This window comes from Fusobacterium sp. (assembly GCF_019012925.1).
In the GTDB taxonomy this organism is placed as follows: Bacteria; Fusobacteriota; Fusobacteriia; order Fusobacteriales; family Fusobacteriaceae; genus Fusobacterium_A.
This window is the reverse complement of record NZ_JAGIRL010000008.1, coordinates 17,436-34,149: the sequence shown is the minus strand read 5'-3', so window position 1 is coordinate 34,149 and position 16,714 is coordinate 17,436. Positions and strand designations below refer to the sequence as shown.

6 protein-coding genes and 1 riboswitch are annotated in these 16,714 nt (G+C 28.5%); of the genes, 5 read left to right on the top strand and 1 reads right to left on the bottom strand.

Features of this window, described 5'->3' with window-relative positions:
• Window positions 1-127: 127 nt before the first annotated feature.
• Complete coding sequence (locus QZ286_RS01435) at window positions 128-1,270, bottom strand: aminotransferase class V-fold PLP-dependent enzyme (RefSeq protein ID WP_291255195.1); 1,143 nt, start codon at window positions 1,268-1,270, stop codon at window positions 128-130.
• 216 nt (window positions 1,271-1,486) lie between these two features.
• Between QZ286_RS01435 and QZ286_RS01430 the strand changes: the two genes are divergently transcribed.
• The 5 genes from QZ286_RS01430 (at window position 1,487) to QZ286_RS01410 (ending at window position 16,679) form a co-directional block, all read left to right on the top strand.
• Window positions 1,487-1,723 carry a hypothetical protein gene (locus tag QZ286_RS01430; RefSeq protein WP_291255194.1) on the top strand — a complete coding sequence of 79 codons (237 nt, stop codon included), beginning with the start codon at window positions 1,487-1,489 and terminating at the stop codon, window positions 1,721-1,723.
• 3 nt (window positions 1,724-1,726) lie between these two features.
• On the top strand, window positions 1,727-2,461 hold the full coding sequence (locus QZ286_RS01425; RefSeq protein ID WP_291255193.1) for a toxin-antitoxin system YwqK family antitoxin: 735 nt from the start codon (window positions 1,727-1,729) through the stop codon (window positions 2,459-2,461).
• A 117-nt stretch (window positions 2,462-2,578) separates the two neighbouring features.
• Window positions 2,579-2,654: riboswitch (cyclic di-GMP riboswitch) on the top strand.
• 104 nt (window positions 2,655-2,758) lie between these two features.
• Entirely contained in the window at window positions 2,759-3,145 is a 387-nt protein-coding gene (locus QZ286_RS01420) for a hypothetical protein (protein WP_291255192.1), read from the top strand.
• Window positions 3,146-3,164: 19 nt separating this feature from the next.
• Window positions 3,165-14,903 carry an OmpA family protein gene (locus tag QZ286_RS01415; protein WP_291255191.1) on the top strand — a complete coding sequence of 3,913 codons (11,739 nt, stop codon included), beginning with the start codon at window positions 3,165-3,167 and terminating at the stop codon, window positions 14,901-14,903.
• Between the two features lie 132 nt (window positions 14,904-15,035).
• On the top strand, window positions 15,036-16,679 hold the full coding sequence (locus tag QZ286_RS01410; protein WP_291255190.1) for an AAA family ATPase: 1,644 nt from the start codon (window positions 15,036-15,038) through the stop codon (window positions 16,677-16,679).
• Window positions 16,680-16,714 lie beyond the last annotated feature (35 nt).

The window sequence follows — 16,714 nt, the reverse complement described above, 5'->3', positions numbered from 1 at the left end:
AATAATATTAGACGAAAGAAGTAGTAATTTAGACGAAAAAAGTTTTAAAATTATTAAAAATAATAAAAAAATTAGAAATTTATATAATATAAATAAGGACTGATTTTCACCAGTCCTTTAAATTTTTTTAGGAAAGAGAGGCTAAAATAATTTTTTTTAGAATCTCAACAACCTCATCTACCTCTTGGATAGTATTGAAATATGAAAAGCTAAATCTTACAGCTCCCTGCTCTGTAGTTCCAAGAGCCTTATGCATAAGTGGTGCACAGTGACCTCCAGCTCTTGTAGATACACCGTGTGATAGTAACTCTTCAGCCACATCATCAGAGTCAAAGTCACCAATATTTAAGGTAACAATAGGGCATCTCTCTCTTGTAGAGAAATCACCATAGATCTTTACTTGAGGAAGCTCTTTAACTTTTGTGTAGAATCTCCACATTAGCTCCTCCTCTTTTTTTCTAATCTCATCTAATCCTACTCTATTTATAAACTTTATTCCTGCATTTAGACCAGCTATTCCATGTCCATTCAAAGTACCAGCTTCTAAGTGTGTAGGCATCTTTTCAGGTTGTATTTGATCATAAGTCAATATACCAGTTCCACCAGATTTTAGTGGTGTAATAGTGATACCATCTCTCACATAGATACCACCTGTTCCTTGAGGACCAAAAAGGCTCTTGTGTCCAGTAAAACATAGTATATCTATACCCATTTTTTTTACATCTATAGGGAATACTCCTGCTGTTTGTGACACATCTACTATGAAAAGTAAATTGTGTCTTTTGCAGATCTCTCCCAGTCTAGCTATATCTATGAGGTTACCTGTGAGATTAGATGCGTGTGTACAGATAATAGCTTTGGTATTCTCTTTAATAAGAGATTCCATCTCATCATAGGAAATATTACCTAATAGATCTGATTTGGCTATAGATAGTTCTACACCTCTTTCTACCATCTCATAGATAGGACGTAGTACAGAGTTATGCTCCAATTCAGTAGTAATTATATGATCTCCTTTTTTTAAACTCCCTTTTATAGCTGTATTTAGAGCCTCAGTAGAGTTTAGTGTAAAGGCGATATTACTGGAATCCTCTATATTAAAGAAGTGAGCTAAATTTTCTCTTGCATCAAATATTATATGGTTGGCTGCCATTGAAGCATTAGTATTTCCTCTACCAGCGTTACCAACTGAAGTCATAGCTTCAATTACAGCATCAACTACCTCTTTAGGTTTTTGAAGTGTTGTTGCAGCATTGTCAAAGTATATCATTTTTTCCTCCCATACTTGCTAATTATATCTTAAAATACTTAAAAACTACATTATATATAATATAGAGTTTAGCACAAAGGTAAAAAATAGTAAAGTAGTTAATTTGTCCTATAATTACATATTTATAAAAATATTTTTAATGAAGTTTTGACCCTTTAAATCTCTCTATTTCTATGATATAATTTTAGTAAGAGAAAAAATAAGGAGTTAACTATAATGGAAAATAATTTTTGGAAAGAATGGATTAAACTAGTTTTAATGTTACTTGGAATACTTGGTGTCTGGGTCGCATTTATATTTATCTGTGATAAGTATTTTGGAAAAACTTTTGAAGATATGAGATTTATACATTACTTTATCTTTATGGTATTGATAATGAAGGCTAAGGATATATTTTTAAAAAATATTGGAAGAGATGGAAATAAAGAAAATGATAAAAAAGAGAGAGAGTAGTCTATGATAAGAGAGGAAGAGTTCTATAAAAAAGAGATAAAGAATGGATTGGTATATATATCTTCAGAACTAGCTCCATATTCAGGGATAATAAACTTTAGATATAAGAGTGGTGCTATTAAAGAGAAGGAGAGATTCAAAAAAGGGATAAAAGATGGAGAAAATATCAAATACTATGAGAACGGGCAGATAAAGGAGAGCTGTGAATTTGCAAAAGGAAAGCTCAACGGGGATTCTGTACAATACTATGAGAATGGACAGATGAAAGAAACAGTAGTATTCAAAGATGATAGAATGAATGGGGATTGGATAAAATTCTTTGAAGATGGTACTATTAAATCTAGAGGCTATTTTGAAAAGGGAAAACTCAATGGGAAAAAGATAAACTACTACCCCAATGGACAGATACAGGAGATAATATCTTTTAAGAATAATGTACTAGATGGAGAGTATATTGCTTATTATGAAAATGGCGAAATTATGGCAGATGAGTACTTTGTTAATGGATTATTAGATGGAGAAGCTGTGTATTATTATGAAAATGGCGAGATAAAGATTCGAGAGGAGTATCGTAAGCAAATGAAAAATGGAAAGTTTGTTAGATACTATGAGAATGGGATTGTAAATGCTATGGGTAATTTTAAAGAGGGACAGATGAATGGAGAGTGGAGTATGTTCTATGAAAATGGAAAATTATTAGGTACTGTGTCCTTCAAAGATGGTAAGGTAAAAAAATAATAAAAATGAGTAAAAAAGAGAGAAAATTTCAAATAAGTTTTTTCTCTTTTTTTCTTGTTTTTTTACTTGACATAGTAAGTATAAGATGATAGAATGATGTGGTATTTTAAAAAAATGACAATTTAATGGCAAAGTAACGGAAACATTATGACGCAAAGCTATAGGGCCTTTAAACTGGCAGCCAGTTGCAATCAAAGATCTAATTAGAAATTCTAATTGGTTTTTTTGGTTGCTTTTTTTTATTATTTTTTAAATTATTATAATACTGTAATTAGGAGATACTAAAAAGGAGAGGAAATGAAAAGATTAGTTTTATTATCATTTGTTATTCTTAACTTAATTACTTTTTCTAGGGAGAAAGATGAAGTAGAGGAGACAAGAGATATTAGAAAGTATCATCAGCAACTAGAAGAGAGAGTATTTGAAGTTGAAGATGATGAAGTACAAGAGGAAAAAATAAAAGAAGCTTTTTCTCATGGAAAGACAAGAATAAGCGATTTGAAAAAGAATCTACTACAAGAGCTAATATCTGAAGGTAAAAAGTCAGATGAAAGATTGGAAACTGTAGAGATTTTAGAAAAAAAATATGATGAAATTCTAAAAGAGGTTGAAGAACTTTCTAAAGAGAAAGAGAAATTAATAAAAGAAAATAAACAATATGAGAGTAAACTAAAAGCTAAGTAAACTGATTTGGGAGGAAGAAGTGAGAGATAATATATACATAGAAAAAAGTTTAAAAAGATACATAAAGAGTAAAAAAATTGGATACTCAATATCTCTTTTAGTAAGCTTTTTAATTACAGGAAGTATAATGTATGGACAGGAACTAAGTTCTAGTCAATTGAAGGCAAAAATAGCAGAAAATAACCAAAGAATTGAAGAAATAGAAAAAAGAATAATGGAATTAATTAAGGAAGGGGATTATTATGCTAAGACATTAGAAGATAATAATCAATATTTCTTTCCTTTAAATATAGAACATAGACATTCAAGAGGGCATCAACATTTTGCAGTGTCAAAATCACAAGGACCAATGTATCCTATTTTACCATCAAAGCCAGTTTTAAAACCTAATGTACCAGATGAAATAGTAAGCGGAACACCAGAAGTGCCAAATGCTCCTGATAAAATAGAAGTACCATTAGAAGAAGATATTATTGAAATTGGAGATTTTAATATAGCAGTAACATCTCCAGAACTTAACATTAATGTAAATAAACCAGATGTTAATTTTGATAGAAACTACATTACAGAGATAAATCCAAATTATGATGATATTAAAGTACCAGATGTAAATACAGATGAAAAAGAATTTATAGAAATTAATATGGGACAATATGGAGGAATGGTAAATACTCCAGAAAAACATTATTCATATGATCCAACATATGCAAAAAATCCAGACATATTTAAGGTAAATGATGTAGAAAGACCAACAGATATTATTCTAGGAGATATAAAAGTTAATACAATTTCATTCGTTCAAGGTGGTGGTGGAATAAAAAAAACTGATCCTAACAAAAATAGTGGATTTGAAGGGCAAGTAGTAGAAAACTATAAAAACTATGATACTAATGGAAAAACTTTAGATATAACCTTTAGAGATGAAGAAGGAAAGGATAATCAACAAATAGCATATGAGGGATTAGAAAATTTTACTTTAACTACTGTTGAAGGAAATGAAGTTAGTAGAGATGCAATTAATAATTTTAGAAAAACTTTTTATAGCGGAAGAGAAGGAAAGGAGCATGTGGGACAAAATGCTGCTTTTATAAGTAGTACTATGGGACAAGATAGTACAATTAATGGAAATTATAATATAACATACGGAAAAGCTTCCCCAGTACCAGGAGTTTTTAAAAATTCGAAAATATTTTTATCTGTAAATGCGGCTGGTTTAGGGAGTAGAGGAGAAAATCATTATAATGGTTATGGAAAAGTTGATGGTGGACAAAATGAGCAAAAATCTGGAATGAATACTACTGCAATAACAGAGTTTACAGGAGTTTTGAATTTAAAAAATGATCAAGATAAAGGAACACTTATAGGAATAGATCATGAATTTTATGATACTGGAATACGTAACTATGTTGATGAAAACTTTTTTACTAAATTAGAAGATTTACAAAGTTATTCAACAGCAAAAAATAGTGGAGTAATTAATCTTGGATCTGAAAATGGAAAAGATAAAAACTTAGTAGGAATAACAATATCTCAAAAAAGAGAAACTTCTGCATTATTAAAATTAAATAATCATGTAACTATAAATGATGGTGAAATTAATGTAAATGGAGAAGGGAGCTTAGGGATAACATATGAATATGGTGGAGGAGCTAAAGGAATTAAAAATGGACTAACACTATCGAGTGATTTATATGTTGGAAATATTAATTTAAACTCTAATAGCAGTGGAAGTTATGGTGTTAGGCTTCAAAATGTAGATTATAAAGAAAACCAGTTTTCAGATGGAGCAAAAGTTGATTTTACAAATAGACATTTTTATGATAATACTAGAGTTTTTGGTTCTGTTGTTGATAACCAAGGAGATGAAAAAGAAAATATAAAAGATTTACCAGTAAATTCAATAGAAAAGGTTAAAAAAATAGCTTTATCAGGAACAAATAATGCTGGATTTGTTGTAGCTAAAAGTTTAAGTGATGGTGCTGAAAGATATTTAAATAAAGATAATCCAGATAATATTACAGCTAATAAAGATAATATTAGAAATCCAGATGCTTTAGATGAAATAACAGATAAAGGAAATTTAGATATTAATACATCATATATTGGTAAGTTTAATTCAGATTTAGGAAAAGATTTTAAAGGGTTTGATTTTGGAAAAGTTAATCCAATAGCTAATATTCATGGACTTAATATAGAGGTAAATGGAACTCATAGTGTTGGATTTTTAAGATATAAAGATTATTCTGATAACAATAAAAATGATATGATTATTACAAATAATGATACTGGAGCAATAAAAGAGATTGACTTTGGAAAAGATGCACGTTCTTCAGTATTAATAAGAAGTGATATGTATGGAATAAATGTAGAAAAGAATTTAAATATTGATGGTGATGGAACAATAGGAGAACAAGCACAAACTCCTACTTCTAAAGAAAATTCTACAGATAAAAAACCAGAAAAGAATATAATTCTTCAAGCTACTAAATCTACTTGGAAAAAAAATGAGAAAGATGAAAAAGAAAAATCAAAATTATCAGTAGGGCATATTATTAATAGTGGAATAATGAAAAGTTCACAAGATAATATAATTGGTATGATGGCTAATACTGCTAAAGTAGATGAATTTGATAAAAATGCTGAAAAACTAGATAAAAATTATGATAAAACTGATGCTGAAATTATTAATAGAAAAGATATAATATTATCAGGAAAAAATGTAATAGGAATGGCAGTTCTTGATGGAAATAAAGGATTCCTTGATAATGGAAAAGTTATAACTAAGACAGATAAATTACAAGGAACAGTAGCTGAAAATCAAGAAATTAAAGATTACAATGTAAGTATTTATAATAATGGTAATTTTAATATAATGAATTCAACTATTGAAACATCAGGAAAAGGAAGTATTGCTCTATATAATAATGAGGGAACTATAGAATTAAGAACAGATAGAAGCATAGATGGAAAAAATGAAATAACAGCTACAAATGGAGCTATTGGAATATATAGTAAAGGTGGAACTATTACTTCAAATGGAAACTTAAATGTTACTACTGATACTGGTATAGGTGTTTATGCAATAGTAAAAGAAGAGTCTACTAATGAGGCAACTAAAGATGCTACTATAAATCTTAATAATGCAACTGTAACAGTTGGAGATAAAGATAATAATGGAGAGGCTGGATTAGTTGCTATTGGTAAAGAAAAAGTAAATCCAAATACAAAAGATATAAAAGCAACAGGAAATACAACTATTAACTTTGAAAATTCAACTCTTGATTATACAGGAAGAGGATTTGCTTTATTTACTCACGGAGATGGTAAGATAAAGATAAAAGACAGTACTATTAATCTTGATGGGCAAGCTTTTGGAATGAATGTTGAATTTGGAGCAACAGAACAGGATAGACCTATAACATTTGAAGGAGATAACAATAACATTCATGTAAAGTCAAATGATGTTACTATATTTAATATAGTTTCTAAAGATAATAAATTTAGCTCAGATTTATCAAACTTACAAGATAAAATAGGGGAAGCATTAGGAAATAATAAACAGTTATTAGGTAAAATAACAGCTGATGAAGGAATAACTTCATATAAAACTGCAACAGTTGATGGAGGATCTTTAACTATTGATAAAAATATTTATAAATCAGCAACAGAAGAAGATCAAAAGAAAGATATATTTGGATACTTCTATTTTAAAAGATTCTTAGGACAAAGATTAAATACTACTGTAAATGAAAATATAATAGTAGATGCAACTGTAACTGGACAAGATTCTAAAGATTACTATAATGGAAAAGCAACAGGATTAGAAATAGTATCAAGTAAAAATGCTACATCTGTAGGTGAAACATCATTAACTTTAAAATCAGGTTCTAAAATAATAGCTAATAGAATAGATGTAGTTGATGGAGAAAAACTAGAAGATAAAAATACAGTTGGAGTATTCTCAGACTATGCAAATATAACAATGGAAGATGGAAGTTCTATTATTGTTGAGAAAAAAGATGATAATAACCAAAATGATAAATCTTTTAATGGAGTAGGAATATTTGCTGTAAATGGAAGTAATATAAAAGTTGGAGAAACAAATTCACAAGCCACTAAAAAAGCAGAAATTACAGTTTATGGAGATAATGCTGTTGGAATTTATGCAAAAGCATATAGAAGTGAAATAAAAGATGGAGAAGAAACTGTATTAAAAAACGAATATGGAGAACAAGCTAAAGAGCAAGGAAAAATCAATATAGAAAATAATGGTATTATTGATGTTTCTAATGGTGCTGGAACAGTTGGAATCTATGCTAATAACAATAATGATACTAAAGATATAGGAACTTCAAACTCTAAAGTTGTTAATAATGGAATTATAAAAACAGGAACTGTTAAAATAGGAAAAGATATAAATGAAACTATTTCAAGTACTGGAATCCATGGAATAAAGACAGCAATTTCTAATAATGGAGTAATAGAAATTGCTGATGGAATAGACGGAAAAGATGGTAAAAACTATGGTTCTGTTGGAATTAAAGCCACTAAAGATTCAGTTGTTAAAAATATAGGAACTATTAAACTTGGTAAAAATGCTATGGGAGTACTAGTAGATGAAACAAGTAAGATAGAATTAGATAAAAACTCAACTGTTACTTTTGAAAAAGTTGATTCAACTACAAAAGGTAAAGTTGATAATGAAGCAATCAATAAAGTTGGAGTAGCTTATAATAATCAAGAATATGATAAATATAATTCTAGTGCAACAATAAGAGTACATGATTTTAATGTTGATGCTACAAATGTAACTGGTATAAATACTATTGCTTCAAGAGGTGGAAGATTAGATATAACTAAAGATAGTGAAATAAAAATTACTGATAACCATTCAGTAGGTGTTATTGTAGAAGGTTCAACAGATGGAAAAAGAGCAGAAGTTCACAATAATGGAATAATAAATATTGAAAATTCAAACTTTGGTGAGAAAAAAGGTGGAATTTCAGTAGGAATGTTAGCTATCAATAAAAATGGACATATTTATAATGAAGGAACTATTAATCTTAATGGAGATGATTCAGTAGGAATTTATATTAGTAATAAAGATGATAATAAACAAAATGCAAATACTATTGAAAAAATAGGAATTATTAATATAAATGGAAAAAATAATAAAGGTGTATATGTTGCATCTTCAAAGGCTGATGGAAAAGTAGGAAGAGATGATTTAAAAGATATAAACTTTGGAGAGAAAGCAGAAACTTCAACAGGATTATATATAAAAGGTTCTAATATATATTTAGGAGAAAGAGACCAATCTCTAGAGAAGAGCTTAGGAACAAAAGATAAAGGAAATGTATTTATAAGAGCTATCAATACAACAATGGAGAATAAAGGACATTTGACTATAACAAATAATCTAGGTTCACCTTTAGATCCAAAAACAGGAGAAGTATATAAAAATATAGGAATACTTCTTGATGAAGGTAGTACTTATAAAGGAGTATCTTTAAGAGATGGTAAGGGTATCTTAGAAGCAAAAAATGGTGTTATTGGAATTTATTCAAAAGTTGGAGATAATAAAACTTTTAATGAGTTAAAGTTAATTGTTGATTCTCAAAATGAAGAGACAATAGGATTAGCATTAAAAGGAGATAAGGCTAAAAATTCAGAAGTAAGTTTAACAAGTAGTTATGGTGAAAATTATATTGAGTTAAAGAATACAGATCCAACTAAAGTTGAAACACTTGAAAATACAACTGACTCTTCTAAAAAAGCAATAGGAATAGCTGCAAAAGATGTAAAATTAAATGTAGGGAAATTAGAATTAAAATATGATTCTAGTAATGGAATAGGAATATATTTAAAAGATAATGCTTCTATTACTGGAGGAGAAATAACTATAACAGGTGAAAGCAACTTAAAAGATGATTTTAGTATAGGAGTATATGCTAATGAAAGTTCTACTGGCTCTATAAAATCTGACATTGAAATTAAAAAGAAAGATTCAATAGGAATATATAATAATAAAAAAGGTTTAGTTTACGATGCAAATAAAAGATCTTTTGGAATAAAAGTTAATGCAGCGAACTCAATAGGAATATATTCAAATGAAGATTTAGAATTTAACACGGGAAAATTAAGTGTTAAAGGTGGAGAAAACAAAGGAGACGCTTCTGTAGGTATATATATTGATGGAAAAACAGGAGAACCTAAAAAATTAACAATAGGAGCAGGAACTACTTTAGAAGTAAATGGAAGTGGTGATACAGGTATATTTGCTAAAAATACAGAGGTAACTAATAAATCTACTATAAAAGTTAAAGGTGGAGTTGGAGCTATATTAAAAGGAGAAGGTTCTGTATTTAATGGAAATAGTGGAAGTTTTGAAACAAATATTAATAATGATAAAACAGAAACTGCTCTTTACTTAATTAATGGAGCTAAGCTTGGAGATGGAATTGCCAATGCTTCTTTTAAATTAAAATTAGGTAAAAACGATGTAGGAGTTTATGGAGAAAATACTATTATTAGTGGAGAAAACTTTACTCGTAAAGATGGAAAAAATAGAGGAACTTTTGATATTTCAAGATCTAATGAAGGTGCTACTGGAATAGTTGTAAATAAAGTTAAAAGAGAAGGAGCTGAAGATAAGAGATTAGAGGTTAAAAATTTAAATTTAATATTAGGAAATGGAAATATAGGTATAGCTTCTTTAGATAATGATACTTCTATTGATAATGTTAAAATTACATCTCTTTATCCAAATTCAACTGCAATCTATCTAAAGAATAAAGAAGGTTCTGATAAAAACTTTACAGTAAAAAATACTGAAATCAATTTAAAAAATGGTTATGGAATTTTAGTTGCTAATCCAGAAAAAGAGGGGAAATTAGAAAATAATAAAACTTTAGATTTAACTAATAATAAAATAGATATAGATGGAACTTTAACAGCAGATAAAGGAAAAGCTATAGGAGTATACTTAAGTAAAAATAATAACTTAAACTCTCGTTATAATACTATTGAGATAAAAAATGGAATTGCGATCTATGGAGAAGAAAATTCTAATATAGATTTAACATCTACTGATATAATATTAGAAAAAGATTCTACAGGAATTTATAATAATGGTGGAAAAGTTACTTTAGATGAAACAACTACTATAAGAACTCTTAATAAAGGTGGAAATGGAGCTGTCTTTGTAAAAAATGGAGATATAGATAGTTCTGCCACAATAAGTGGTTTATCAAATAGCTTCTATGGACTATTTGTAGATAGTTCTGATAAAGGCAAGGCAAGTTCTTTAGAGAATAAAGGAAGCATTACTTTAATAGGAAATGATAATATAGCAGTAGCTTTAAAAGGACAAGGAAAAGATAATAAAATAGAAAATAGTGGAAATATAATAATTTCAAGTTCAGATGTAGCTGTTCCACTTATTGAAGATTCTGATACTGATACTCAAGAACAAAAAAATGATAGAAATATTGGAATTTATGGGGAAAATACCAATATTACAAATAATGGAGCTATAATTGTTGGTGGAAAAGGAATAGGAATTGCTTCTGTTAATAAAGAGGAAGGATATAACCTTAACTCAACAGGAAATATAACTCTTTTAGGAAAAGAAGGAATAGGAGTTTACTTAGAAGGTAAAGGTACTGGAGCAACTATTGGAGATATTAGAGGATATAAAGGATCTAGTGGAAGTGTTGGATTAGTTTTAAAAGATTATAATTCTAAAAAAGCTATAAATCTTGAAAAAGTTGAATTAAATAATGGAAGTTTAGGAATTCATATTGAAAATAAAAATAAAACTACTAAACCTAACCCTACTACTACAACTATAAATATTGGTAGCTTAGAAGTTGGAAAAAATCCTGGAGAAAAGAACCAGTCAGTTGGAGTTATTGTTGATGAAACATTAAAAAGCCCAGAAGATGCAGATAAGAGAAATACTACTATATTAAATATAAAAGATAAATTAAGTGCTGGAATTAACGGTACTACTATATTTAATAAAGGTGGAAATATTGAGATTAATGCTATTGAAAAACTAGAAGTTGGAAAGGGATCAGGAGCATTAATTCACAGTAGTTCGGGGAAAATCACTCTTGATACTCAAGTAAAAGAAGATAAGTTAACAATCAATGTTGTAGGATCTAATGGATTTGTTTCAGGAAATGGAAATATCATTGAAGGAACACAAAATTTAAAAGATAAAGACTTAACTCTTGCTGTATCAGAAGGTGGAACAGGAGTAGTATTTATAGACCACTATGAAGAAGAAATTGATATGAATAGACCATATATGGACATAGGAATAGATAAAATTCTTGTTCAAGGAGAAGAAAAAAATAGCAATAATAATGGAAAAGAAGAAAATGTTAAATTTACAAAAGGAGTATATCTTCATAACTTAGGTGAGTTGAAAGAAGAATTTAAAACTAACATAGAACAAGTTGGAACACACACTGTTGGAACAGTTGTAAGTAAAACTTGGGGAGATATAACAACTAATATTGATTTAACAGATAAGGCTTACCATAGTGTTGGAATGGTTATATCAGATAATGGTGATAATCTTACAACAATAGAAACAGCAAAAGAAGGAAAAGAAGTTATATCAGTTGCTGGAGATAAAAATATTGGTCTTGAAGCTAATAATTCTAGCTTAAAAACAGTAGGAGATATTAAAGTAGGAGCAGGAACAAGTTTTAAAAATAGTTATCCAGTTGGAGTTTTTGCTGAAAATAATACAGGTAAACAATTAAATTATACTGGAGTAGGAAACTTAAATGTTGATAACTTTGGTATGGGAGTAATTACTAAAAACTATAGTATTGACTATACTGGAACTATAAAAGCTGGTGTAGGAACTGTTGGAATATTTAATGAAAATGATACATATTCTAAAGATAAATATATTAAAGTTAATGGTGAAATTAGTCTTGGAAGTGAGCCATTATTTGATGAGGAAAAATCAGCAGGAATCTATGGTAAGAATACTGACATAATTTTTACAGCAAAAGATTATGGAATGAATATCCTTTCAAATAAAAGAAACACAGGTATACTAAGTGTTGGAGAAGGAGATATAACATATACTGGAAATGTAAATATTGCTGGAGTATATAAAGATAAAGATTTTAATAAAGGATTATCTTCTTCTAAAGGAATATTTAAATATGGTACAGGAAATATAACTGTAAATAAAGGAGATTGGAATATTGGTTCAAACTCTATAGGTATAGTTGCTAATAGTGATGTTATAGAAAAAGAAGTAAGTAGTAGTAAAACAGAGGGAATAACTATAAATAACTCTGCTAATATGACTGTTGGTAAAAACTCTCTTGGAATTTACTCAGTTGGAAAGAATACTTTAACTAACGAAGGAAATATCACAGTATCAGGTGCTGATGATAAAGATAGTTCTGTTGGTATCTATATGGGTAACTCTAAAGAAGGAAAAGAAAATCTATCAGTTGGAACTAACAAAGGAACAATTACTGTTGATGGTAAAAATGCTGTTGGGGTTCAAGCTGTTGGAAATGTAAAATTCCATAATAAAGGTAAGATAGAGGTTAAAAACTCTGGAATTGGAGTATTTGCTACTAAAGGAGCAACTATTTACAATGATAAAGAGGGAATAATAGATCTTAATGGAGATTCAAAAGATACTCACTCAATAGGAATGTTTGCTAAAGGAGAAGGTTCTTCAATAATAAATGATGGTACAATCAATGCTAACTTTGGTGTTGGAATGTATGTTGAAGATGGAGCAGAACTAATAAATAACAAAGATGGAGTTATCAATGTTAAAAATGGTGTTGGTATCAAAGGAAATGGATATTTAAATAACTATGGACATATTACAATAGAAAGTGGGTATAATGGTTATATTAAAGATGAAGAAGGAAAAGAAAATACTTCTGTAAATAATATAATAGATATTAAAGATGATATAGTAAATATCGGATCTCACTATGTTGGAATGGGTGGAACAATTGATTCTAAATTAGATATGATCTTAGATAATCCTGTAATTGATATTACTACTGGAAATGGACTTGGATTTAAAGCACCAAATATTAAAGGTGGAATTGCATTAGCACCAAACTTTGCACTATCAGGAAATGGATTTAGCTATGAAGTAAAAGATTTCATTGGAGAAAATACAGATATCAATGTAGGAACTTCACCACTATTTGATTCTAAATTTGAAGGTAAAGATTTAATAGTTAATAAAGTAGATTATAAAGATGTTATGAAAGACTATAAATATGAAACTTTCTATAACTCATTAGACAATACTTTAAGAGATGGAATAGCTTCTGATATAGATGCTATTAAGAACTTAAACTCATACCTAGAAAGCTTTGGACAAACAGGAGATTTCTATCAAGAATATGCTAGAACAATGAGTGAAGTAAGAGGAAGTATCTATTCAAATGTTCAATCAAGAATGTTTGACATCAATAGAAGTTTTGATAACTCATTTGATGAGATGGAGCAATCGTACAACCTTTCTAAAGATACAGACAAATACAGTGTAATTTATACTGGTGGAGATTATAAATCAGGAAAAGTTGAGATACCAGATTATAAATATAATATAATGGGACTTCAATATATGAAAGAGTTTGAAGATGTAAATTATGACAATAAGTATGGATATACTTTCGGATTTACAGGAAGCAAATTCAAATTTAGAGATAACGGAAGATCAAAAGAGAATATCTACTCATTAAAAGGTGGAGTACACAATGTTAAATCATTTAATAAAGATTTAGACCTATTAACTAAATTAGATGTAGGATTAAACTACCACGATATGACTAGAAAATTAGCTTTTGGACCAGTAAGTTACAAAAATGATTCTGATTACTACTCTTACTATGTAGGACTTGATAACAAGTTTAGAAAGACTATATTTAAAAATTACCAAAATGAATTTGGAGCATATGCAGGAGCAGAGTTAGAGTATGGAAGATTTACTAACATCAAAGAGAATGGAACTCTAGCATTAAAAGTAAAATCAAATGATTACTATATAGCTAAAGGAATGGCTGGATTCTCAGGAACTGGAAGAAAATATCTAGGAAATGACTGGACAGCTAAGATAACTGGAGATGTTGGTTACTCATATGACTTTGCTAAGTATGATGAAAACAAAGTAAAATTAAGAAAATCAAACTCAGGATATACAAGTATCTTAGATGAAGTTGATAGTAAAGGAAAAGTTACAGGAAAAATAGGAATAGGATTTGAAAGATTAAATCACTTAGGAGTAACTCTTGAAGGAGAGGTATCAAGAGATATTGCTAGAGATGAGGATTACTGGAGAGTAGGACTAAGATTTAACTACAAATTTAACCAAGAAGATGCTGTAACAACATTAAGAAATGTATTCCATTTAATGGATAACCACTTCGACTTTGATAAAGATAACTTAAAACCTAGAGAGCAAAAGATAGTTGCAGCTGGAAGTAAGATTATAGATACTTATAATCTAAAAGGAACTCTAAGATTAGAGGGACATACAGATAGTTGTGGATCAGTAGAGTACAACCAAGGACTTTCTGAAAGAAGAGCTGAAACTGTTAAGAGAGAATTTATAAAAGATATTAAAAAATCAGAAAATATAAAATATGAAACTCAAGGTTATAGTGAATTAAGACCTGTAGATACAAATAAAACTAAAGAGGGAAGAGCTAATAACAGAAGAGTTGAAGTTAAGTTTATAGAGAAGTAAGATTTTTAATACAATGAATAAGGGCTGTTGCAAAACCAATGCAACAGCCTCTTTCTTTAATAATAAAAAGTTATAATTTTGTTAAAGAGAATTTTGTGCTATAATATATTAAGAGTAGAGAGGAGGTTTTTTATGTTAAAACAAAAAAAATTAGGACTTGGAGTTGAAGATTTTAAAGAAATAATAACTCTTGATTATTATTATATAGATAAGACTAAATTTATAGAAGAGCTTCTTCTTGATGGAGCTAAGATAAAACTGTTTTGTAGACCAAGAAGATTTGGAAAAACTCTTAATATGTCCACTCTTAGATATTTCTTTGATATAAAAAATAGAGAAGAGAATAGAAAGTTATTTAATGGATTATACGTAGAAAATTCTCCATTATTTATAGAACAAGGGAAATATCCAATAATATTTATTACAATGAAAGGAATAGACTCATCTAATTGGAATGGAGCTATAAAAAATATAAGAGATAAAATTTTTGAATTATATAATGAGTATGATGGAAAAATTAATCATATATTAACTGATAATGAAAATAAAGTATTTAATAAGTTTGCTGGTAAGGAAAGTGATGAAGAGGAGTTAAAAACTTCATTATCTTTTCTAACATCATTATTATATAAATATTATAATCAAAAAGTTATTGTTCTTATAGATGAGTATGATTCTCCAATAATATCTGCTTATGAAAATGGATACTATAACGAAGCAATTAATTTTTTTAAAGGTTTTTATGGAAATGTTTTAAAAACTAATGAATATTTACACATGGGTATTTTAACTGGAATAGTTCGGGTAGCTCAAGCAGGTATATTTTCTGATTTAAATAATATAGAGAATTATACTATCTTTAATAAAAAGTATTCTCAATATTTTGGTTTACTTGAAGATGAAGTAAAAAAAGCTCTTCAATATTATGATGTTAGTTATAAACTTGAAGAGGTGAAATCTTGGTACAATGGATATAAGTTTGGAGACTCTGAAGTATACAACCCTTTGAGTATATTAAAATTTTTAAGTACTCAAGAGTTAGGAGCTTATTGGGTAAATACTTCTGGAAATACATTGATAAAAGAATTGCTTAAAAATTCTGATAAAACAGTGTTTGATATATTGAATAATCTATTTGATAGAAAGGAAACAGTAGTATATATAAGCCAAAGTATAGCTTTGGGGAATAATTTATCTCCAGATGATTTATGGGAATTACTACTATTTTCAGGATATTTAACAGTGAAAGAAAAGATAGATACGAATACATATTTTGTAAGAATACCTAATAGAGAAATAATGACATTCTTTAAAAATCTATTTGTTGATATTATCTTTAATGGATTAGGAACTATTAGTAGATTAAAGGTAGCACTTTTAACTAAAAATTTAGATGAAATAATAAGTTGCCTTGAAAATCTTGTATTAAATGCAATGAGTACATATGATACAGACAAAAGATATGAAAATCCTTATCAAACTCTTTTAGCAGGATTTTTACATGGATTAGAAGGGATCTATTTTTCAATTCCTAATTTTGAGAGTGGAGATGGGAGACCAGACATAGTATTAAAACCTATTTATAAAAATAAACCAGCCTATATCTTAGAGTTAAAGAGATTGAAAGATAGAGCAGTAGAAAAAGAACTAGATGAAGCTTTAAATCAAATTAAAGTAAATAGATATGATACTCTTTTGAAAAGAGAGGGAATAAAAGATATAACTAATATAGCGTTGGTTTTTGATAAAAAAAGAGTATATTCCAAAATAAAATAAATAAAGGGGCTGTTGCATTGGTTTTGCAACAGCCT

What these genes read in the sequence shown, in the direction of transcription:
- QZ286_RS01425 (WP_291255193.1), top strand. Translation starts at nt 1,727, where the DNA reads ATGATAAGAGAGGAAGAGTTCTATAAAAAAGAGATAAAGAATGGATTG.
- QZ286_RS01410 (WP_291255190.1), top strand. Translation starts at nt 15,036, where the DNA reads ATGTTAAAACAAAAAAAATTAGGACTTGGAGTTGAAGATTTTAAAGAA.
- QZ286_RS01420 (WP_291255192.1), top strand. Translation starts at nt 2,759, where the DNA reads ATGAAAAGATTAGTTTTATTATCATTTGTTATTCTTAACTTAATTACT.
- QZ286_RS01435 (WP_291255195.1), bottom strand. Translation starts at nt 1,270, where the DNA reads ATGATATACTTTGACAATGCTGCAACAACACTTCAAAAACCTAAAGAG.
- QZ286_RS01430 (WP_291255194.1), top strand. Translation starts at nt 1,487, where the DNA reads ATGGAAAATAATTTTTGGAAAGAATGGATTAAACTAGTTTTAATGTTA.